General features: G+C 60.0%; 19 protein-coding genes, 1 tRNA gene and 1 other RNA gene. 7 read left to right on the forward strand and 14 right to left on the reverse strand.

Annotated elements, in window-relative coordinates:
- Positions 1 to 29: 29 nt before the first annotated feature.
- Positions 30 to 1,859 carry a CYTH and CHAD domain-containing protein gene (locus Q0U90_RS02540; protein WP_297451257.1) on the forward strand — a complete coding sequence of 610 codons (1,830 nt, stop codon included), beginning with the start codon at positions 30 to 32 and terminating at the stop codon, positions 1,857 to 1,859.
- 11 nt (positions 1,860 to 1,870) lie between these two features.
- Here Q0U90_RS02540 and Q0U90_RS02545 read toward each other — a convergent pair whose 3' ends face one another.
- Positions 1,871 to 2,074 (reverse strand): SPOR domain-containing protein, encoded by a 204-nt coding sequence (locus Q0U90_RS02545; RefSeq protein WP_016423068.1) that lies wholly within the window; start codon positions 2,072 to 2,074, stop codon positions 1,871 to 1,873.
- Positions 2,075 to 2,362: 288 nt separating this feature from the next.
- Between Q0U90_RS02545 and Q0U90_RS02550 the strand changes: the two genes are divergently transcribed.
- On the forward strand, positions 2,363 to 3,526 hold the full coding sequence (locus Q0U90_RS02550; protein ID WP_297451294.1) for a hypothetical protein: 1,164 nt from the start codon (positions 2,363 to 2,365) through the stop codon (positions 3,524 to 3,526).
- Positions 3,527 to 3,538: 12 nt separating this feature from the next.
- Here Q0U90_RS02550 and rnpB read toward each other — a convergent pair.
- The 5 genes from rnpB to cobC form a co-directional block, all read right to left on the reverse strand.
- An RNA gene (gene rnpB / locus Q0U90_RS02555) (RNase P RNA component class A) lies at positions 3,539 to 4,005 on the reverse strand.
- 59 nt (positions 4,006 to 4,064) lie between these two features.
- On the reverse strand, positions 4,065 to 4,754 hold the full coding sequence (locus Q0U90_RS02560) for a histidine phosphatase family protein (RefSeq protein WP_297451297.1): 690 nt from the start codon (positions 4,752 to 4,754) through the stop codon (positions 4,065 to 4,067).
- Positions 4,755 to 5,498: a hypothetical protein gene (locus tag Q0U90_RS02565; RefSeq protein WP_297451300.1), complete on the reverse strand. Its 744-nt coding sequence runs from the start codon at positions 5,496 to 5,498 to the stop codon at positions 4,755 to 4,757. It abuts the gene before it with no gap.
- 5 nt (positions 5,499 to 5,503) lie between these two features.
- On the reverse strand, positions 5,504 to 6,691 hold the full coding sequence (locus Q0U90_RS02570; protein WP_297451303.1) for a Nif3-like dinuclear metal center hexameric protein: 1,188 nt from the start codon (positions 6,689 to 6,691) through the stop codon (positions 5,504 to 5,506).
- 69 nt (positions 6,692 to 6,760) lie between these two features.
- A complete protein-coding gene (gene cobC, locus Q0U90_RS02575) occupies positions 6,761 to 7,918 on the reverse strand; it encodes an Rv2231c family pyridoxal phosphate-dependent protein CobC (RefSeq protein WP_297451306.1) in 1,158 nt (385 codons plus the stop codon).
- Positions 7,919 to 7,953: 35 nt separating this feature from the next.
- Between cobC and Q0U90_RS02580 the strand changes: the two genes are divergently transcribed.
- Positions 7,954 to 8,634: an HAD hydrolase-like protein gene (locus Q0U90_RS02580; RefSeq protein WP_297451309.1), complete on the forward strand. Its 681-nt coding sequence runs from the start codon at positions 7,954 to 7,956 to the stop codon at positions 8,632 to 8,634.
- A gap of 62 nt (positions 8,635 to 8,696) precedes the next feature.
- Entirely contained in the window at positions 8,697 to 9,206 is a 510-nt protein-coding gene (locus Q0U90_RS02585) for a low molecular weight protein-tyrosine-phosphatase (RefSeq protein ID WP_297451557.1), read from the forward strand.
- On the opposite strand, the gene Q0U90_RS02590 is transcribed toward Q0U90_RS02585, so the two are convergent.
- Positions 9,203 to 9,784 carry a GtrA family protein gene (locus Q0U90_RS02590; RefSeq protein WP_297451312.1) on the reverse strand — a complete coding sequence of 194 codons (582 nt, stop codon included), beginning with the start codon at positions 9,782 to 9,784 and terminating at the stop codon, positions 9,203 to 9,205. The genes Q0U90_RS02585 and Q0U90_RS02590 overlap by 4 nt on opposite strands.
- Before the next feature lie 135 nt (positions 9,785 to 9,919).
- On the opposite strand from Q0U90_RS02590, the gene Q0U90_RS02595 reads away from it, so the two are divergent.
- Entirely contained in the window at positions 9,920 to 10,936 is a 1,017-nt protein-coding gene (locus Q0U90_RS02595; protein ID WP_297451315.1) for an SURF1 family cytochrome oxidase biogenesis protein, read from the forward strand.
- On the opposite strand, the gene Q0U90_RS02600 is transcribed toward Q0U90_RS02595, so the two are convergent.
- From Q0U90_RS02600 to Q0U90_RS02610, 3 genes are all read right to left on the reverse strand, one after another.
- On the reverse strand, positions 10,933 to 11,910 hold the full coding sequence (locus Q0U90_RS02600; protein ID WP_297451318.1) for a cobalamin biosynthesis protein: 978 nt from the start codon (positions 11,908 to 11,910) through the stop codon (positions 10,933 to 10,935). The two genes, Q0U90_RS02595 and Q0U90_RS02600, sit on opposite strands and share 4 nt — an antisense overlap.
- A 456-nt stretch (positions 11,911 to 12,366) precedes the next feature.
- Positions 12,367 to 12,438, reverse strand: a tRNA-Val gene (locus tag Q0U90_RS02605).
- A 127-nt stretch (positions 12,439 to 12,565) separates the two neighbouring features.
- A complete protein-coding gene (locus Q0U90_RS02610; RefSeq protein ID WP_297451321.1) occupies positions 12,566 to 12,976 on the reverse strand; it encodes a DUF3052 domain-containing protein in 411 nt (136 codons plus the stop codon).
- Positions 12,977 to 13,249: 273 nt separating this feature from the next.
- Here Q0U90_RS02610 and aceE point away from each other — a divergent pair, with 273 nt between their 5' ends.
- Positions 13,250 to 16,006, forward strand: a complete 2,757-nt coding sequence (gene aceE / locus Q0U90_RS02615) for a pyruvate dehydrogenase (acetyl-transferring), homodimeric type (protein ID WP_297451324.1) — start codon at positions 13,250 to 13,252, stop codon at positions 16,004 to 16,006.
- On the forward strand, positions 16,006 to 16,371 hold the full coding sequence (locus tag Q0U90_RS02620; RefSeq protein WP_297451327.1) for an acyl carrier protein: 366 nt from the start codon (positions 16,006 to 16,008) through the stop codon (positions 16,369 to 16,371). The genes aceE and Q0U90_RS02620 overlap by 1 nt, the downstream gene beginning before the upstream one ends.
- Here the strand turns inward: Q0U90_RS02620 and Q0U90_RS02625 are convergent.
- From Q0U90_RS02625 to Q0U90_RS02640, 4 genes are all read right to left on the reverse strand, one after another.
- Positions 16,347 to 16,970 carry a DUF3145 family protein gene (locus tag Q0U90_RS02625; protein WP_297451330.1) on the reverse strand — a complete coding sequence of 208 codons (624 nt, stop codon included), beginning with the start codon at positions 16,968 to 16,970 and terminating at the stop codon, positions 16,347 to 16,349. The genes Q0U90_RS02620 and Q0U90_RS02625 overlap by 25 nt on opposite strands.
- A gap of 266 nt (positions 16,971 to 17,236) precedes the next feature.
- Positions 17,237 to 18,091, reverse strand: coding sequence for a serine hydrolase domain-containing protein (locus tag Q0U90_RS02630; RefSeq protein ID WP_297451334.1), 855 nt, complete (start codon positions 18,089 to 18,091; stop codon positions 17,237 to 17,239).
- 10 nt (positions 18,092 to 18,101) lie between these two features.
- Positions 18,102 to 19,454, reverse strand: a complete 1,353-nt coding sequence (locus tag Q0U90_RS02635; RefSeq protein ID WP_297451336.1) for a dicarboxylate/amino acid:cation symporter — start codon at positions 19,452 to 19,454, stop codon at positions 18,102 to 18,104.
- A gap of 334 nt (positions 19,455 to 19,788) precedes the next feature.
- On the reverse strand, positions 19,789 to 21,438 hold the full coding sequence (locus tag Q0U90_RS02640) for a DHA2 family efflux MFS transporter permease subunit (protein ID WP_297451339.1): 1,650 nt from the start codon (positions 21,436 to 21,438) through the stop codon (positions 19,789 to 19,791).
- Between the last annotated feature and the right edge of the window lie 170 nt (positions 21,439 to 21,608).

The following is a 21,608-nucleotide window of genomic DNA, read 5'->3' on the forward strand; positions in this document are numbered from 1 at the left end:
TCTGCAATTCGGGGGTAGAATTGATGCTTATGGCATCTAAGTCTGGTTCTAAGTCCACAACTCCAACTGCAGCGTTGGAGGTGGAATCTAAGTTCTCAGCTACCCCAGAGGTGGTAGCCCCGTCGTTCGATTTCGTTCCACAGGTTGGCTCCACCACCACTGAGGTGCGAAATCTCTCCGCTATCTACCTGGATACGGCAGATTTGCGTCTGACGCGCTCCAAGCACACTCTGCGTCGCCGCACTGGCGGCCCCGATGAGGGGTGGCACCTGAAGGCGCCTGGCACTGGTGGCCGCCTCGAATATGGCGTTGGTCTGGAAGAGGGCTCCGTTACCGGCGAAGGCCGCGATGCCGAGTACGTCGTACCCACCGATTTACTCGCTCCCGTGCGCGCGATTGTGCGCAATCACCCGCTGCTGCCGATTGCACAGGTGGACAATGAGCGCCACGTCACCACGGTATTTGCCCTCGATGGCACCCCCATGGCGGAGTTCGCTGATGACCACGTCACGGCCACGTCGTTCCTCGACGGCGGCGAAACCACCACGTGGCGCGAGTGGGAAATTGAGCTTTTGGGCGACTGGGCAGGCACCCCGGAGGGCGAGGCCGTGATGGCAGCGATGTCCAAGGTCGCTGAGGTGGCCGGTGCCGTGCCGTCGGAAAGCCCGTCGAAGCTGGCAACGGCGTTGGGTGACTCCATTAATTCCGCTCCCCTGCCGCCGGCGCCGGCGAAGCTGCCGAAGGGCACCCCGGGGCGCACCGTGGTTGATGCACTGGCAGCTAACGTGGCCAAGATGGTCGAGTACGACCCGAAGGTGCGCCGCGATGAGTTCGACTCGGTACACCAGATGCGCGTCGCTACCCGTGAGCTGCGCAGTCACATGCAGACCTTCCACGGCATCGTCGTGGGCGACAAGGTCGCTGAGCTGGAGAACAATCTCAAGCAGCTGGCAGGTGTTCTCGGTGTGGCTCGTGACGCGGAGGTCGTCGCTATGCGCTGGGAAGAGCTGCTGGCCAATCGCGAAAGCGCCGCTTTGGGCGAGGAGCTGCGCGCGAATCTCGTCGAGGATGTCCAGAAGGACTACGAACGCGCTCATCAACGTGTCATTTTCGCACTGAATTCTGGCGAGTACCTGCAACTTCTCGACGATCTCGATGAGTTCCTCGCCAATCCACCGATTGCCGCAAATGCGGAAGAGGCCGAGGCTGCTGAGAAGAAGTCCAAGAAGAAGGACGACTCGCTTGCCGACGGCGCGGAGGACGCAGCCGCTGAGGATTCTTCGGCAGCAGACTCCGAGGGCGTTGCCGAGGTTGACGCTAGTTCCGAGGCCGATGTTGAGGCTGCAGCTGAGTCCGCAGACGAGGCCGAGCTGGCAAATTCAGAGGCTCCGAAGGAACTCGATACCACTGCTGTGTTGCTTGACCACCTGCGCAGTGCATTTTCGAAGTTCCGTCGTCGCCATAGCCTGGTGCTCGACGGCCGTGAAGATGCCGATCTACCCGAGGCAGATCTGGATGAGCGTTACCACGATGTGCGCAAGGCTGCGAAGAAGCTGCGCTACAGCGCTGAGGCTGCTCAGAACGCAGATCTACCGACCGAGAAGCTCTACGCCGCCTGCAAGAATCTGCAGTCGGTTCTCGGCGACTTCCAGGACACCTGCACCGCACGTGACTTCGTGCTGGCCCGCGCTAAGCGCGCCTCCCGTGCGGGCAGGGACACCTTCGGATACGGCGTGCTCTACCAAATGGAGTACTACGACGGTCTAAAGGCTCTAGACGAGTACGACGATGCCGTCGCCAAGGTCTTCAAGGCTTTCCGCAAGATGGAAAAGAAAATCAAGAAGGGCAAGAAGGACTAGCGGTGTAGCACCTACTTCTCAGCTACACCCCAGTCGTCATCTTCTTCATCCCAGTCGTCGGCCGCCTTGTTGCGTTCGGCGACTTTTTCCATGGCTGCGCGGGCTTCTTCTTCGGAGTCATAGGGGCCCATTCGATCGTCCCACCCTGTTTTCTTGCCCTGGAATACTGTGCCTGTCGACGGCTGGTAGTACCACTTGCTGCTGTTGTCGCTCACGATTTTTCTCCTCTTCCGCATCGAGTGCATATCGAGTTTTCGAGCAGTTGCGCCACCGCTAGCTCCTCCCATAAGCGAACCTACAAGGAGGCAGCCATTTGCCTGCCAGATGCGCTGCGGCGACGTAAAATCCCAGTATATAGGTTTGTCACTCCCCTTTAAGGCGGGTATTATCGACGGAATTGTTCGCCTTAGAATGCGAGCGCTGAACACAAACACTGATTACAAGCGCTGACCACAAGTCAGCGCACAAGCACTATGAGTCCAATCTCTGGAGAGGTTTCACCCATGCCCGCCGCACCCGCTGTCGTAAACGACGTCTTCGATGCCGTCGGTTCTCATGCTTCAGTTGCATACGCCCCGGGTTCCATCAACCTGTTGGGAGAGGACTGCGCGTCCTCCGGCGGCATGCTTCTGACCACCGCCATTCCGGCTTATGCCGCGGTCGGCATCGAGGAGATTGATCAGCAGCAGCTCATTGTCGTCTACAAGCGCGAAACCACCGAGATGGATTTCCCGGACAGCGTGCCTGCCGCTTTTTCTCCGGTGCCGACCGCTGTTGCGGCCACCATCGTCGCGCTGCAGCACTCGTTGCATCTCGTCCCGCGCAACAGCAGTGGTCTGAAGGTCACCATCGCTTCCACCATCGCACCTGGTCGTGGCTTCGCCGAGATTCCTGCGATTCAGTGCGCTCTCGCGCTTGCTCTCAATGCGCGCTTCGGTGACCGCGATGATGTGCCCACCCGCACTCGAATCGCCACTGCTCTCCACGAGACCATGGTGCAGGTCAAGGGACAGTCGTGGCCGCTATACCCTTACACCACGGCACTGCGCAGCCGCCCGGACAGCCTGCTGTGCATCAATCACTCCGATGAGGCCGTCACGCAGACGACGTTCCCGCAATCGCTGGCGCTGACTATCGCCTACTCCCCCGATGTCACCGGCGGCTCGCCCGATGAGGAGCGCTACGAGTTTTTCCAACAGGCCTGCGCGGCTTTCGGCGTGCCGACGCTCGCCAGCCTCCCGGAAGCACAGGAACGGGTTGCCGACTGGGTGCGCGCTCGTCACGAGGTGCATCCGGACGACGAAGACATCCCCACCATCGGCCGCGCCATTCAGTGGCTTGACGACGCCGACGCGTCCTCCGACCGCGCCCGCGCAGTTATCGGCCACATCCGCCACAGCGATATCCAGGCAGCCATTGCGGGAGTCTCGCGCGATGTCAGTGAACGTGGCTCCGCGCCGTCGACAAGCTCTGTGCTGGGACAGTTAACTGAACTCACTGACAACATCGAGTGCGAAAAGATTGCGCGTTGTGCGCCGTGCCCGGGTGCGTCGCTGGTGATGTGGTCCCATGTCGCCGACGCCGATCAGATTGCCTCCGCGCTTAACGACGGCGGTGCCGAGACCATCCGCGTCGAGAACACCTCGGCCGGTGCGGTAGTCGAGTAGAAAGCTTTTAAGCGAACGAGTCGGCCTATGAGCCGGATTCTGTCCCTCGGCGTTCCTTTCGGAAAAGCGCCGGGTGGCGATCATCCATCTCGGTCTGCCATTGCTGACAGCCTGAAGCAGCACACCCGCGAGTATCGGGCGGGCAGCCCTCAAACACCCGCGCACACGCACGACAAAGCATGCGTGATTTTGCCTTGCTCCTGGTGGGGTTTACCTAGCCGGTGCAATCACTTGCCCCGCTGGTGCGCTCTTACCGCACCTTTTCACCCTCACCGGATCTCCACAGCTTTCCGTCGAAGACTTCGGCTGTGCGCCCGGCGGTCTATTTTCTGTGGCACTATTCCCGCAGGTCACCCTGGGTTGCTGTTAGCAACCACCATGCCCAGTGGAGTCCGGACTTTCCTCGACAGCGGCCTGGACGCACCCTGTAAAAAGAGGCATCCGGTTCCGTTAACTGCCGCGATCACCCGGCCGGCTCGCTCGAATGGTTAGTGTACCCGCCGGAACCTCAATTCAAATAACCCGCAGTGTCCGCCAGCTAGCCGCGGAGGTAGCTGGTGTCGTTGATCAGCCGCACTGACGTTGGACCATCGGCGTAGAACTCGGCGATGGAGAGGCTGGCCAGGTCCAGGTGCAGGCGGGTGAAGATTTCGAAGCCACAACCGAGCCCTTGGCGCAGCAGCGACTTGATTGGCGTGACATGACTGACCACCAGCACATCAGAGGCGCCGAATTGCTGGGAAATGCGCTCACGCGCAGCACTGACGCGCCTATCGACGGTGTGGAAGTCCTCTCCCTCCGGCGGTGCCACGGTTGGGTCGGCGAGCCAGGAGCTGTGCAACTCAGGCGTGGCGTTGTGCGCCTCGGAGAAGGTCATCCCCTCCCATGCACCGAAGTCGATCTCCCGCAGGTCATCGTCAACATGGATATCCAACCCGAGCGCTTTGGCTGCCGCCTCTGCGGTCTGCTGTGCACGCCGCTGAGGCGAGGCCACAATGGCTGAAAAGTCCAGGCTCCCGCTATCGGCCAGAGCCGCCAAGTGGCGTGCCGCCGCTTCTGCTTGGTGCCTGCCTGCCTCCGTCAAGTCGGGATTTGAACGGCTTCCCGAGTACTCCCGGCGAATGGACATCGGCGACTGCCCATGCCGCAGCAGCACCAGCCGCGTGGGATCCGTCGTCGCACCCGTCCAGCCCGGCGCGCTATCGCGCTTATCTTCAGCCTGGCTCATCTACTTGTCTTTCACCGCTCCCAGCGTTTCCGCGCGCACAATCATCGCGCCACATTCAGGGCAGAAGGTCACTTCCTCCGGTGCGAGCGTGGTGAATTCATGAACGGATCCGACGTCGAGCTCCATGAAGCAGGAACCGCAGGTGCGTCCGTTCAGGCGTGCGACGGGGATGCCGTTGGCAAGGGCTAGACGACGGTACAGCTTGGCTGCCGAGCCATCAATGAGTTTGTCGGCCTCTTCGATTCGGGTCTCCGCGATGGAGATGCGCGCAATGATGTCAACCTCGGCGTCGTCAAGCTTTTGCTTTGCTGCGACGATGTCGTCGTGCGCCTCGTCGGCGTCATATTCGTGTTCGGCGTCGACCTGGTAGGCCTCCTGCATGCGCTCATACTGCTGGAGTTCTTGTTCCGCGCGTTCGCGGCGGCGCTTGGTGGAGCGCAGGTCGTGCTCAAGGTCGCGTCGCGTGGCTGGGTCTTCGGCAGCCCCAAGGGACAGCCGGTTGGCTTTTTCGCGGGCCTTCAGCTTGTTGATGTCCGATTCCAACTTGGCGATATCGCGGCCTATATCGGAGGCGCTGAGCTTGGAGCGGGCTGCCTCGCTGGCTTGACGACTGTGCTTCTTGCGCAGTTCCTGCAGCTCGACGCGCTCTGGCAGACAATTCTGGCGGGCGGTGAGCCCATCCAGCAGAGTCTGGTTTTCCGCCTTTTCCAACATAGCGACTTGAATGTGTGGGCTGAGCCTCATGGTCTTCACTTCCTTGCCTGTGCCGACGATTCTGCCACTGTCCAGGGGTCGGTGCGCACTTCAAGGACTTCGGTTTCCACCCCGAGCTTGTCGGCCAGCAAATCAGCGGCCTGGTAGCACCAGGGGAACTCGCTAGCCCAGTGGGCCGTGTCGACGACGCAGAAGTCCGCGGTCCGCAGCGTCTCATCGACAGGATGATGGCGCAGGTCAGAGGTGACGAACGCATCGACCCCCATCTTCGCCACGGTATCCAGGAAGGAGTCACCCGAGCCAGATGCGACTGCCACGGTGTGAATCATCCGCTCCGGGTCGCCTGCGCCGCGCACGCCCCATGCTGTCGCAGGCAGGCGCTCGGCCACGCGGGCGACGAAGTCCTTAAAGGGCATCGGCGTATCCAGCGTTCCGACACGCCCGATTCCCACAGCCTGCTTCGGGTCCAAGCCGGTGGCCTGGTTGTCCACAATGTCGAAGGCCGGTTCCTCGTATGGATGCGCGGCAACGAGTGCCTTGACAATCGCCGAGCGCACAGACCGCGGTGCGACCATCTCCAGGCGCACTTCCTCGACGTACTCAATCTGCCCTTCGGCGCCAATGAAGGGATTTGCTCCGGTCAACGGGCGGAACTGGCCACGGCCATTAATGCGGAAAGCGCAGCTGTCGTAGTCGCCGATAGTGCCCGCGCCAGCGTCAAACATGGCCTGCGCAACCGTATCGACATGGTCCGCCGGAACCTTCACCGTCCAGGTATCCAAGTCGGGAGCTGGCTGCGGGGCAAGCGGCGCACCCGGTTCAATCCCAAGCACCGTTGCCAACTGGTCATTGACACCCGGTCGTGCGCTGTCGGCGTTGGTGTGTGCCGCAAAGAGAGCCACGCCTGCGCGAATCAGCTTATGCAGAATCCGTCCCTTCGGTGTATCCGCCGCCACGGAATTCACACCACGCAGAAGCAGCGGATGGTGCACAACGAGCATTTGAGCTCCGGCGGCAATCGCACGATCTGCAACCTCGTCGGTGCAGTCCAGCGCCAGCGCAATGCGACGTACCTCCTCCTGCGGGTCACCGCAGATCAGGCCGACTTTATCCCAGCTCTCCGCCAGTGCCGGCGGGTAGGCCGCGTCCATGGCCGCACGCACGTCAGCGACGGTCACCACCGTGTTATCGCCCTCGGCACGGGTTTGCGCAGAGTCCGTCATACATCCATCCCTTCACCATGCATTTCTCTCTAGCTCCTCCTCCAGCGTAGTGAACTCTGCCCGACCGCATCAGTTCTGCGACAGCAAGTCCGCTACTTCTGCGATGAGTCGTCGCACGCTCGTCTCGTCCCGCACAGCCAGCCGCCACCAGGAACCGTCCAGGCCGACGAAGGTGTCGCAGCGCCGCACAGCTACGCCGCGCTCAGCAAGGCCCTGCCGCACACGCTCATGCTTGACGACGTCAACCTCCACCGCGCCCTGCCCATCATGCGCGTTCAGGTCACCTTTCGGACGTGCCAGCACAAAGGGAGCCTCAGAGCCCAACACCTGCCAGCCAGCGGCCCTTAGCAGCTGTGACATCACCTCGCGCTGCTGACGGATCTCAGAACGAATCTGTGGCAGAAGCTCCGCCTCACGACGCGCAATTGCCGCCATAGCTCTAAGCTGCAGTGTGCCCAGCGGCCAGTGTGGGCGCAGTCGCGCCAGCTGTGCCAGGAGCGCAGGGGTTCCCAGCGCATAACCACAGCGCAGGCCAGCAATTGCCCAGGTCTTAGTCATGCTGCGAAAGACGATGACGTTATCGGGGATATTGTTGTCGCCCCTGGCGTGGACGCTTTCGCCTCCCCCTACCTCCCGATTAGCCAGCGAGCAACGCTGAATAGTCTCGGCATCGGCGACATCCATAAACGCCTCATCGACGACCAGGACAGCACATCGACTGGCGAGCGCCCGCAGTTCATCTGCCGAATGTGCAACACCTGTGGGGTTGGTCGGATTGCCGACGATGACCATCCGGCTTTCAAGCTGCCTCGAATGCGGGGAGGATGCGGTCTCGGGGACGTCGGCAAGCGTGGGCGTAAGCGTGTACGGCGGCGGCAGCACCAGCGAATCCACCTCGACCCCAGCGGCGCGGAACGCGGCTTCGGGTTCGGTGAACTGCGGCTGGACGATGGTGGCGGGCAATCCCAGGTGCGGCAAGAGCGAGAACCCCTCAGCGACGCCATGGAGAAGTAGCACCTCGTCAGCGGTGCGGTTGTGGCCCGCGGCAATGGCGGCGCGGACTTCGGCGTCGAGCTGCGCAGAGGGATACGCGGCGAGTTCTCCGAGGGAGGCTGCCAGCGAGTCCTGTAACCACTGCGGTGTGGTGCCGTGGACATTGACAGCAAAGTCCAGGTCAGCGTCGTGGGCGGCCAGGTCGCCGTGATAGCGCAGCGGGTCGTCTAACATGCCATCCAGCCTAATGACCTTTTAGGATGAACAATATGTCCACTGGCCATCGCCCCACTGTCCTCATTGATGTCGACGGCACCATCGCCGATTCCCTCCCCGCTATCGCACATGGTTTCCGCCTTGCACTGCAGGCGATTGACCACCCACTTCCGTCCGAGAGCTTCATCAACACGATTCCCGGCCCGCCGATGGTGGAGACGCTAGCCTCGCTCGGGCTTTCCGACGAGCAAGTTAACCGCGCCTTCTCGGTGTATATGGACCATCAGCGCGCGGGTGGTTGGCAGCGTGCGGAGATGTTTCCCGGCTGGCCGGAGCTCCTGCGCGATTGGCGGGAAGCAGGCGTGCGTCTAGCCACTGCGACTTCCAAGGGCGAATACTTCGCTCGCAAGACCCTGGACAATTTCGGGCTTCTCGAGGCCTTTGACTTCATCGGCGCCGCCGGCGATGACGGCTCGCGGCAGACAAAGTCCGAGGTCATTGAGTACACGCTTAAGGAATTGGGCATTGACACCGATGCGGCCCGGCGCCCTCGTGGCTCCGTCGTAATGGTCGGCGATCGCATCCATGATTTTGAAGGTGCCGCACAGTTCGGCATCTCCGCTATCGCGGTGGAATGGGGCTACGGTCCGACCTCTGAGTTGGCATCGGCTGCGGCGGTGGTGTCGTCGCCTGAGGCCCTGAATCGTGTTGTGCGGGAAATGCTGTATCTTTAAGACTCGTCAACAATTAGTGACAATCCTATTTTTATTTTCCGAGAAGTCTGGTTTTGCCTATTATGCTTATGAACTCGTCGCATCGTACTGAGTCCGTGTACGTCGTGTTTGTCTGCTCCGGAAATATTTGCCGCTCCCCCATGGCTGAAATCATCGTCCGTGATGCCGTTGAAGCCAATGCGCTTGCCGACGATGTCCTCCTGGCCTCCTGCGGAATCGGCGGCTGGCATGTTGGTGAGCCCGCCGACGAGCGAGCTCAGGCCGAGCTGGAAAACGCTGGCTACGACCCGAACCACACCGCAGCACAGCTGGGCGATGAACACATGGATGCAACCCTCTTCATCGCTATGGATGAAACGCACGTTAATGGTCTGCTCCACGCTGGTGTGCCCAATGAAAAGATTCGCCTGATGCGCTCCTTCGACCCAGCATCTCCGAAGGGTGCCATCGTGGCTGATCCGTACTACGGCGGTCCCGAGGGTTTTGTCCGCACCCGAAATGAAATTGAGGCCGCAACACCGGGCGTCATCGCATGGTTACGTGAAACCCTGTCGCTGGCCTCTGAGCGTTAAGGTTTCAGAACAACCTTTTCTTTTGCTCTATTGGAGTTACCCCGGTTTCGGAACGTCCAGATCTTATTCAGGATGAAGTTTGCGGGCGTGCCTAAGATAACGCCGATGAGGTTTGCCCAGTAGAGGCGGTTCCTAAATCCGGTGGAGTCATCGAAAATATCCATCGGCAGCGCCAGCGGCGAGGTGGGGTTAGTCAGCAGCGTGATGACAATCAGATTCACAATCAGCGCTGATATACCGGCAAATAGGAACGGGAAGAACTGCCTAAACCAGTTCGGACGATTGTCAGTTCGGAAAGTCCACGATCGGTTGAGCTGGAAGTTCCAAATATTGGCCACCACAAACGCCAGGGTTGCGTAGACGTGGGAGTAGCGAATATTCCACCGCGTCCCGAACAGGTTCATAAAAACGTCATGCTCGTTGGTGCCCAGGCTGAGGCCGAATTTGCGGGCGATAATCACGACAATCAGGTTGACGATCACACCTGTACCGCCGACCAGACCGAACTTGATGAACTGGCGTGAGACCGTGCTGAAGCGGCGTGAAGGCGAATTTTTCGCTGTTTGCGTGCCCACCACGACACCTCTCTTTCCATCTATCCCGGGTAGATATCCCGTCAAATATGCCCAAATGATTTTACCTGAAGTTCACCGTAACTCCGCACCGTCAAACACCAGCCCCACTAGTTCCATCCTCACCAGCGGGTAAGCTCAATGACTGTGTTAAAGAACGTGCGCCAATTTCTGACCCCCGGATGGGTTCTTATTGCCGTTGTCGCCATTGCGTTTTCCTATCTCGCGTTTACGGTTCTGGCTCCGTGGCAGCTGGGCAAGAACACCGCGACGCAACATCGCAATGAACAGCTTGAGCACTCATTCGAACTCGATCCCGTGGACATCAACGAACTGATGCCCAAGGGCAAGGGTTTCGTTGAGGGCAATGAATGGCGTCGTGTTACCGCCACAGGCTCTTTCGTGCCGGATACCCGGGTACTGCTGCGAAACCGTCCGGTCAACGGCGCACCAGCCGTTCAGGTGCTCGATGTCTTCGCCGCCAACAATGGCGAGAACTATCTGGTCAACCGTGGCTTTGTCCGCCCCACTGATTCCGGGGCACCTAATGTTGAGCCAGCTCCGAAGGGAACCTTGACCATTTCGGCCTTCACTCGCCGAAACGAGATTCCTGCCGAGACCGCCCCCATCCCCGGCACTCCCCCACAGGTCTATGGCATCAACACCAAGGAAGTGTCCGAGCTTGTCGGCACAGAACTCAACCCCGACTGGCTTCAGCTCTCTGACAAATCCGATGCTGTCATCGAAGCCATTCCACTGCCAACCCTCGAGTCCGGCCCCTACCTCTCCTACGGCATTCAGTGGATCTTCTTCGGTGCCCTCGTGCCGTTGGCCGTCGTGTGGTTCATTCGCGCCGAAATTGTCGAGCGCAAACGCGACCGCGCAGAACAGGAGGAAATGGCGAAGAACCTCCGCGATGCCGAGGCTGCGGAACCGGTTAATGATGCGGACCGCACCGACGCGAATCACACCGGCGCGAATCCCCCCAAGGAAACAGCGACCACTTCGGATGACGACACCACTGCCGGCTCTCCGAAGGTTACGACAGACAAGGACCGCGCCGCTGAGCTACACCGCCAGCGCATGGCGCAGCGCTACGGCAACACCGGCCACCGCGCCGCGGGCTACCGCGACAACCGTTACGACGAGCGCTTCTAGATCTCAGCTCGCTCTTTCACGCGCCGGATGCATCCAGCGACAACTACAGCTCCGGCGCAGCTGAGCGCGACAATGTTTTGTACTCGCTTGCTCAGCTCCGCTGCACGCCGCACATCTGCCACCGCAGGCACCCGACCACTGCCGAGCACCGGACGCATCTCCACGCCGCTGGGGTACACCGTCTTGCCACCCAGCTGCAGCCCCAGCGCACCGGCCGCACTTGCCTCCACGACGCCCGCGTTCGGGCTTGGGTGGTTTCTGGCGTCTCTTCGCCACGCCGCCAATGCTTGACGACGATCCGGTCCTGCAACCACAGTTGCGACAGCTGTGAGTCTGGCGGGGAGGAACCCGGCGACGTCGTCAAGCCGTGCACTAGCCCATCCGAACTTGCGATAGCGGGCGTTGCGGTACCCCACCATGGCGTCGAGCGTATTGACCGCTCGATGAGCAACAACACCTGGAGCTCCGGCAATGGCTCCCCACAGGAGCGTGCCTGTAACTGCATCGGAGGTGTTTTCCGCCAGCGACTCGACGGTGGCGCGTGCAATGCCGTCCGCATCGAGAGCCTCCGGATCACGCGAGCACAACCACGGCACTAGCTCGCGGGCAGCATCAACGTCGCCGGAGGTGAGTCGGTCGGCCATACGTTCACCAGTGCGTCGAAGGGCCGTGCCGCCAAGCGATGCCCACGTAGTGGCAGTCAGTGCGAGATTGGGGGCAATCGTACTGATAGCGGCGGTGAGAGCTACCGGTGTGGCCACAGCAATTGTGGTGAACGCGGCACCGCGTGCCATGGAATCAGCGTAGAGACGGCGCTCAAGTTTGCTGACGGCCTGCCCGTACATCGCGACCGGATGGTGGTTGGTGGGATCTGCGAAAAGGCGGTCAAACGCATAGCCCAGAGCAATAGCGGCGCCACGCTGCCACAGTGAAGTAGCGGCAAGAGTTCGGTGCTTTCGTATTCCCAAGTTCATTGCGCCGGTGCCCAATCCATTTTGTTCGGTGGTCTTTGGTCGGTGGCCTCTAGTCGGTGGTCTTTAGTCGGTGGTCTTTGGTCGGTGGTCATTAGTTACGACTCTTGTTCTGAAAATCGCTTGTACGGCCGATATGGGCCGCTGCTGCACAATTTAATCAAATAGCGACGGCGGGCCAATCCGAGTTACTGACCGCGTTTATGACAAAAATGGCCAGAAAAATGGCATGAAAGTGTCATAAACTCACACAGTTTCACATGTGCAGCCCGTATTCACATGCATATTCACCTGTGCATTCACATGTGCAGCCCGATTTATGGGGTCCGACCAGTTACTATCTTGAGAATCAGAAACACTTTTATCCTTTACCCCTCATTTACCTCCACCGGGGCCAGAGGTAACAACACAAAATCCGCCCGGATTCTCACTTACGAGAATCCGGACGGATTGTAACTGTGCGGCGAGAGGGTTTCGAACCCCCGACCGCTGGTGTGTAAAACCAGAGCTCTACCGCTGAGCTATCGCCGCGCTGCTGCGAAACTTTAACATACGGCAAATATAGTTTGCCAATTGCGCACTACACACGGCATTTCTACAGGTCATTTACACAGATTGATTTTCTACCTTAACGCGGGCCTGTTTAGCTAAAACCTGTTTAGCTAGAGCGCTGCACCAGGCAGTTACCCTGCCAATCCCCCAGGCGAAGCGCCGAGGTGTTGGAGAAACCAGCCAGCTGTGCGGACTCATCAATCACGCCCGGCTCAATAGCGCCCGGTTGACCAGCACCCGGGGTGAGCAGCCATACACGGCCTTCATCTTCCAAAGGACGGGAAGCATCCACAAGACCATCGACCAAGTCGCCGTCTTCTTCGCGCCACCACAGCAGTACGACGTCAACAACCTCGTCCGTGTCTTCGTCAAGCAGGTCTGCATCCAGGAAATTCTCGACCGACTCACTGATCGCTGAGTCACAGTCTGTATCCCAGCCAACCTCCTGGACTAGCTGACCTTCCTTGATGCCGAGCCTGCTCGCATAGTCACGAGCAGCGCCTGTGGCGTTGACCACTTCCCTTTTCCTCCTCTAGAAAGATTATTCAGCTCGATTTTTCGAACTATGTCGAGGAATTTTACCGCTCAAATGCATTTTGCACAGCTCCAAAGTAAGAATTTCCCCAAAAAGGTGCAGTTTTCGCAATGGCCGTCGTAAAGCGGCGTGCATTGTTTGGCAAGTCCCTGCGCAAGCTTGTGCGAACACACGCAGGGGCACGACAGGCAAATCAGAAGTAGAGTGGAGAAAAGTAAACTTTGCCTTTCCTTCCAGGACTGAAAGGAGCTCACAATGTCAGACGCACCGTCAGGTACGCCACAAGCCCACTCTGATGAGTCAAACTTCGCCCTTATTCGTGATGGAGTTGCCTCCTACCTCACGGACGCGGATCCCGAAGAGACCAAGGAGTGGCTCGAATCCCTCGATGGCCTGCTGGAAGAGGCGGGCCCGGAGCGTGCTCGCTTCCTCATGCTGCGTCTGTTGGAACGCGCCACGGCAAAACGCGTGGCACTGCCGCCGCTGACGTCGACGGACCTCGTCAACACCATTCCGACCGAGATGGAGCCGGAATTCCCAGGTGATGAGGATATCGAGTGGCGCTACCGCAAGTGGATTCGCTGGAATGCGGCGATTATGGTTCACCGCGCTCAGCGTCCGGGTATCGGCGTGGGCGGACATATCTCCACCTACGCGGGCGCCGCACCACTTTACGAAGTCGGCTTTAACCACTTCTTCCGCGGCAAGGACCACCCAGGTGGCGGCGATCACGTCTTCTTCCAGGGGCATGCTTCGCCGGGCATGTACGCCCGCGCATTCCTGGAGGGGCGTCTGAGCGAGGAGGACCTCGACGGTTTCCGCCAGGAAGTCTCGCTCGGCGAGGGCAATGGTCTCCCCTCCTACCCGCACCCGCACGGCATGCCGGAATTCTGGGAGTTTCCGACGGTGTCGATGGGCCTGGGACCAATTAACGCTATCTACCAGGCACGTTTTAACCGCTACCTACATGACCGCGGTATCAAGGACACCTCCCAGCAGCACGTCTGGGCATTCCTGGGCGACGGTGAGATGGACGAGCCGGAGTCCCGTGGCGCCATTCAGCATGCGGCGCTGAACAACCTGGATAACCTGACATTCGTCATTAACTGCAACCTGCAGCGTCTCGACGGTCCAGTGCGCGGTAACACCAGCATCATCCAGGAACTGGAGTCGTTCTTCCGCGGCGCTGGTTGGAATGTCATCAAGGTCGTTTGGGGTCGTGAGTGGGACGAGCTCTTCGCCAAGGATAAGGACGGCGCACTGGTCGACCTGATGAATAAGTTCTGCGATGGCGACTACCAGACGCTGAAGGCTAACGACGGCGCTTGGGTGCGAGAGCACTTCTTCGGTCGCGATCCGCGCACTGCCAAGCTGGTCGAAGACATGACCGACGAGGAAATTTGGAACCTCCGTCGCGGTGGCCACGACTACCGCAAGATTTATGCTGCTTACAAGAAGGCCTTGGAGACCAAGGACCAGCCGACCGTCATTCTGGCGCACACGGTTAAGGGCTACGGCCTCGGCCACAACTTCGAGGGCCGCAACGCGACCCACCAGATGAAGAAGCTGACGCTTGATGATCTGAAGCTCTTCCGCGATAACCAGCGCATTCCAATCTCGGACGAGGAGCTGGAGAAGGATCCGTCCCTGCCGCCGTACTACAACCCGGGTCCGGAGTCCGAAGAGGTGCAGTACATGCTGGAGCGGCGCAAGGAGCTCGGCGGTTTCGTGCCAGAGCGCCGCACTAGCTACGAGCCTCTGACGGTGCCAAAGCCCGAAAGCCTGAAGAACATCCTCAAGGGCTCGGGTAAGCAGAAGGTTGCCACCACTATGGCGACGGTTCGTGTTTTCCGCGATCTGATGCGCGATAAGGATCTCAAGGACCGTTTCGTGCCCATCATCCCTGATGAGGCTCGTACTTTCGGTATGGACTCCTGGTTCCCGACGCTGAAGATTTACAACCCGCACGGCCAGAACTACACCCCGGTCGACCATGAGCTGATGCTGTCCTACAAGGAAGCGAAGGATGGTCAGATTCTGCACGAGGGCATTTCCGAGGCGGGCTCCGTGGGTTCGTTTACCGCTGTCGGGTCGGCCTACGCCACCCATGGTGTGGCAATGATTCCGCTGTACATCTTCTACTCGATGTTCGGTTTCCAGCGCACGGCTGACTCCATTTGGGCTGCCGGTGACCAGATGTCCCGCGGTTTCCTCCTTGGCGCTACCGCTGGTCGCACGACGTTGACCGGTGAGGGGCTGCAGCACATGGACGGCCACTCCCAGCTGCTGGCGGCAACGAACCCGTCCGTGGTCTCCTACGACCCGGCCTTCGCCTACGAGATTGCCTACATCGTCTGCGACGGTATCGACCGCATGTATGGACCGGAGCGCGGCGAAGATGTCATCTACTACCTGACTATCTACAACGAGCCAACCTCGCAGCCGGCTGTGCCGGAAGATTTGGATGTCAAGGGACTGCTGGGCGGTATCTACCGCTTCCGCAAGGCCGAGGGCGACAAGCACGTCAATCTGCTGGCTTCCGGCATTGGCATGCAGGAGGCCCTGCGTGCCGCAGACATCTTGGAAGACTACGGTGTGGCTTCCTCGATTTACTCTGTGACCTCGTGGAATGAGCTAGCACGCGATGGCCATGAACGCGACACTGAGCGTCTACACAACCCGACTGACGAGGTCCAGGATGCCTTCGTCACCCGTCAGCTGGCCGACACAGATGGCCCGTTCATCGCAGTGACCGACTTCCAGCGTGCGGTGCCAGAGCAGATTCGCAAGTGGATTCCGGGTGACTACACGGTGCTCGGCACCGACGGCTACGGTTTCTCGGATACCCGTCCGGCCGCTCGCCGCTACTTCAACTCCGACGGCGAGTCGGTTGCTGTCGCTGCCCTGGCTGCCCTGGCACGCGCTGGCAAGCTCGACATGGATGTCGCTCAGGAAGCGGCTGAAGAGCTGCAGATTACTGACCCAACTGCAACCACTCAGGACGCAGAGTAATGACCTCAAGCCTTGGAGATCAGCTCAGCGCCCTGTTGGGCACACAGGCTACCGGTGCCGGCGACGCTGACGATGCCGCGACCAGTGCAGCGCAGGCGGGCTCGAAGAAGGATTCCGCCGACGCAGACCTGCCCGCAGGTGTGCACGGCGAGGTCGCGGCAATCGTCAAAAAGATGGCTAACGACGAGGTGGAGTCCCTGGAGCTCACCACTCCGCTGACCAGCTACGGCTTTGACCGCTTAAGCGTCGTAGAGTTGGCCGTCCGCTGCGAGGAAGAGCTGGGAGTCCGTATCGAGGACGAGGACATTTCCTCTTTTAAGACTCTCGGGGATGTCGTCGACTACATCGCGGCCCGGCGCGGGTAGAGCTGCAGCACGTTAGCTATCTCTGCCCCGCCGAAGTCTGCGTTGCCAGCGGTCGAGTTGCCGCTGGCGCTATCGGGCCCGGCAGGTGTGGACGTCGTAAAGCACTCTTCGGGAGCGTAGCCTGCGGTCATCATGCGCATGGGCTCTAGCACGCGATCCCACGGACCGCCGATAGCCGCGTCGAGGGCGCCTGCGATGTCGCCGCCGCGCGCCATGATGGAACGCAGCGCGTCCTCGTTGACCACGATGTTTCCGGCGGCATCGGTCTGTCCGGCGAAAGTTCCCAGCTGCGGGGTGTGGCAGTAGCGCATGCCGTCGATGGTGTAGCCGTCATCGCCCACGGCGGGGTCTTGCGCCAGCTCGAAATAAAGGCGCGGCCACCTGGCCAGGTTGTCTACCAGTGTGGCGATGGTGTCAGCACTTGCGGTGAAAGGCACCTCGGCGCACAAAGTGGCATCCTGGTCGGTCGCACGCCAAATATCCCGGCCTGGCTTACTGCCATCGGGCATGCTGAGTCGGGCCAGCGCCCACGTGATGTGTGGTTGCAGCGGCCCTGGCATGCTGTGAATCCACAGCACGCCTGAAAGTTGGGTGCGCATAGACGAAGGTCCTCGGAAAAGTTGCGGTCAATTGGTGTAAGACGAGATTCGTCTTCCCCTACGAACTCATCCAACGACACTTGCCACACTGCAGATAGAGCACTGCGGTAAAACAACACTTCTGAGGTTTGCGTTGCACGTGTTTATGATTGTTATTTCCGAGGTGGCTGCTGGCAACCCTCAAGTTGTCCTTAATCCCCCGGATGTGATTTAGCGCCGAGACGAAAAGTCGGCGCCGCAGGCGACGCGACTTAACCCATTGCTCTTTAGTCTGCAGCGTGTTCTTCCAACTCACGCCAGAGTTCATCATTGAAGTCGGTCCATAGCGGCTTTGCCCATTCGCCGAAAGCTCGGTCGGTCAACGCGATTGCCGCTCGCCCGGTTGGGCGATGGAGCCACAGGAACGTTCCCGCCTGCCCGAAGTGCCCTGCGACATCCTTGGGCATCGAGGCGCCAAACCACAGCCCCTGCTTGGAATCGGGGTGTCCGAAAATCTCGAAGCCCAGACCCCAATCGGCTGGTCGCTGCATACCATAGCCCGGAACCACGCCATTGAGGCCTGGGAACTGTACGGTCAAAGCTTCGGTAACGGTATCGGGATGCAGGAGCGTCGGGGCGAGAATCTCCTCGACGAAGGCCATGAGATTAGCGACGCTGCTGCGCGCGCCGTGTCCAGCCGAGCCATCCAGCACGGAATCATCCATCCCCAGCGGCTCAAACACTGCCTGGCGCAGGTATTCACTAAACGGCATCTCTGCCTCCGCAGCGATGGCATCGGCAATTATGTCAAAGCCCGCGGAGGAGTAAATGCGCCGCTCCCCCGGTTCTTTTTCCAACTCGCGGCTGGCAAACCCCACCCCGCCGGCGTGCGCCAGGAGGTGACGCACAGTCGCACCGTGACCGGGTGGCGTGAGCTCTTGGTCGAGCTCCAACGCCCCCTCTTCGACGGCCACCAGCATGCCCACAGCCGCCAGTAACTTGGTCACACTGGCGAGCTCAAAAACGCGACCGCTATCACCGTGGGTGTGCCACCTGCCATCGTCGGCACGCACGGCAGCCGCGACCGTATCGACTGGCCACTGGTCAATTTGCGCAAGAACAGAGGGCTTCCAAGAAGTCATGCCCTCAAGACTACGCAAGCGCGGCGGACGTGGACTTTTCGGCGGTCTCGTCAGCCGGTTCGTCGGCTGGCGACAGGTCGGCGTTGGCGCTGGCGTCCCACTCGTCCTTGTCCCAGATTCCCGCACGCTTTGCGACGACCAACGGGACCACGGCCTGACCGGTGACGTTCACCGCAGTGCGGCCCATATCCACAATCGGCTCAACAGCCAGCAGGAGGCCGACGCCGGCAAGTGGCAGACCGAGAGTCGACAGGGTCAGGGTCAGCATGACGGTAGCGCCGGTGGTGCCAGCAGTTGCAGCCGAACCGATAACGGAGACGAAGATGATGAGCAGGTAGTCCGTGAAATCCAGCGGAACACCGTAGAACTGCGATACGAAGATAGCTGCGATAGCCGGGTAAATAGCAGCGCAACCATCCATCTTCGTAGTAGCGCCCAGCGGCACTGCGAAGGAGGCGTACTCATCCGGCACTGCCAGGCGGCGGGAGACCACACGCTCGGTAACCGGCATGACACCCATCGACGAACGAGTGAAGAAACCGAGCGAGGTCACCGGCCAGACGCGGCGGAAGAAGTCAATCGGGCTGATGCCGTGAATCTTCAGCACGACTGGGTACACGACTGCAATGACCAGGAATAGGCCAATGTAAATGGCAATGGCGAACTTGCCCAGGCTGCCGAGTGCTTCCCAGCCGTACTCAGCAACGGCGTGGCCGATGAGGGCTGCGGTACCAATCGGCGCCAGGCGGATGACCCACCACAGCACCTTCTGCACGATGGTCAGAAGCGAACCGGAGAACTCGATGAATGGCTCGGTCTTCGGACCGACCTTCACTGCGGCGATACCGAAGACAATGGCGATGACCAGCAGCTGCAGGACATTGAAGTTCAGCGAGCCGGACACAGCGCCATCAGTTTCACTGATCTTCACGCCGAGTCCGAGGAAGTTCTGCGGGACAATGCTCTGCAGGAATCCCCACCACGAGCCCACGGAATCCGGTTCCTGTGCTGCCGAGGCATCGACACCGGAGTTAACGCCCGGCTTGATAAGCAAGCCCAGACCAATGGCAATAACCACCGATACAAAGGATGTGATGGCGAACCAAATAAGCGTCGAAACAGCTAGCTTGGCTGCGCCTGCGACCTGGCGCAGGTTGGCGATCGACACCACAACCGCGGTAACCACCAGCGGCGGAATGAGCAGTTTCAACAGCGTGACGTAGGTACTGCCGACCTCGTCGAGCGCTGTGCGCAGCGAGGAATCCTCGCCAGTGCTGCGGGCCATGAAGCCCAGAATGAGACCAATAATCAGGCCATAGACAACTTGGGCACCAAAGCCGGTCGCCCATTTGAATTTATTCACTTTTCCTCCTGGATTTTTCTTTCTTCGAAAACACTTATGGCGCAACTTAAGCCGTCTGACTTATGCGCGTGTTGGGGTATCCGGGGCTGTTGGGCTCAGCCTCGAAGAGGCAGGCAACAACGGGACAGGGAAACCCGAAGTGTTTAGCAACAGGAGGAAGTGGAAATTCGGCCGTAATCGAGCCAACGCCGCTTTGTGAGCATTTTCATGTTGGTCATTTCTACCTAGCAAGTCCGGTCAAGAGACAAAGGATAAGACTGCCACGATTGATGTTGTGACACCAATTCCCAACACAGGCCCACAGCCGAATATTCCGAATCTTTAATTCGATTTCTCAGCTTGCTTGCGCATTCTCAGCCTGCTGGCGCAACTGCAGCACCTTTAGCGAGCAGAGGAAACCGATAGTTAGCGCACCAACGGCGGAATACAGCGCGAACTGTGTGGCATGTGCAAACGCGTTGGTCAGCGGCACCAACACTTCGTCGGGAGCTCCTTGCGCACGCAGACCAATCAGCATCGAGCCAGCAGAATCCTTCAGCCCCTGCCCCATCTGCTCCAGGCCGGGCGACAGCTTCGCGATCTCACGATCCAGCCCAATCGTCAGTGTCATGCCACCGAGCGCTGCACCGAGGGCGGAACCAATCTGCCGAATTGTCGACTGCGTTGCCGATGCTTGACCCGACAGGCGCACTGGAATATCGCCAAGCACCAGCGAGGTCAGCTGCGCCGATGCCAGACCAAGCCCCAAACCGTAGACAATCAAGGCAAAGACAACGAGCCACAGTGGCAGGTCAACACGCTCTTCCGCCGCCAACTGCAACGAACCGAAGACCTCGAGACCAAGGCCCACAATCACCACACCGGCCGGGGTAATCCGGGCCGCCAAATGACGCGCCATGGCACCTGCGAAGAACGCACCGAGAGCCATTGCTGCCAGGACCAGGCCGGTTGCGATCGTCGATAAGCCAATCGCCGACACCAGATAGAGCGGCAGCACGAAGACCAGCGCGAACTCCCCCACCGCGACGAGCATCGCCGTGGTATTTCCCCAGCTAAACGTGGCGTAGGAGAACATCGACACGTCCAACAGCGCGGGGTCCGCATTCTTCCGACGGCGGTTTTCCCACAGCACGAAGGCGACAAGCACCATCGCGCCAACCAGGAGCGTGACGACGGGCGCGGAGGGAAAAGCAAACCCTATCTTGGCGCCCTGAATGATGCCGAAGACCACGGCACCAAAGCCGATTCCAGACAGCACCAGGCCGAGGACGTCGAAGCCGCCCGCATCATTGGTATCGCCTGCGGTGTTCGGCACCCAGCGCAGCGCAAGGACGAAAAGCACCACTGCGATGGGCACATTGACCCAGAAAATAGCTTCCCAACCAGCAAACTGCGTAAGCACACCACCCAGGAGTGGGCCGACCGCCGCCGCGCCAGACATAACTGCGCCCCAGATGCCGAATGCGGTGGCGCGATCTTTGTCACGGAACAGTGCGTTAACGCTGGACAGTGTCGACGGCAGAATGCACGCGCCACCAATGCCCTGGATAACGCGGGCTATGACCAACGGGGCCAAGGAGGTGGAAAGTGCAGCCACGACGGAGCCGACCGTGAAGATGACCAGGCCGACGAGGAAGAGTGTTCGACGGCCGAAGCGGTCACCAGCGCGGCCGGAAGTCAGCAGCAATGCGGCGAAAACGACGGAGTAGATAGTGGTAATCCACTGCGCGCCGACGATGTCGAGTCCCAGCTCCGAAATGATGGTCGGCAGTGAGACACCAACAATGGTGCCGTCGAGGACAATCATGCCGAGGCCAACCGCGAGCACAAGCAGGCCCCACCAGCGCTGTGGCGAGGCCGAGAACTCAGCGATTTGCTCATCACTGGCGATCGCCGTGACGGCGGCGCCCTTCGCTTTCGCTGTAGCACCGGGTTGTGCGTCGGCTGAGACGTCGGCGCTGCTCAAGGAAGGTTTTGCACTCATAGGATTAATGCTACGAGTGTCCAAGTACTGATTCATCAACCGAAAGTCGTAACTTTGCGGGGCAGTTTTACAGGGCAACTTTGCTTCGTCGCGCCCGGGAGATGACGCCATCGAGAACGAGGGACGGCTTCATTAGGCCTGTGTAACTGCACCCAGAGTCGCTGGATATA

Origin of the sequence: uncultured Corynebacterium sp. (assembly GCF_946998835.1) — a bacterium.
GTDB lineage: Bacteria > Actinomycetota > Actinomycetes > Mycobacteriales > Mycobacteriaceae > Corynebacterium.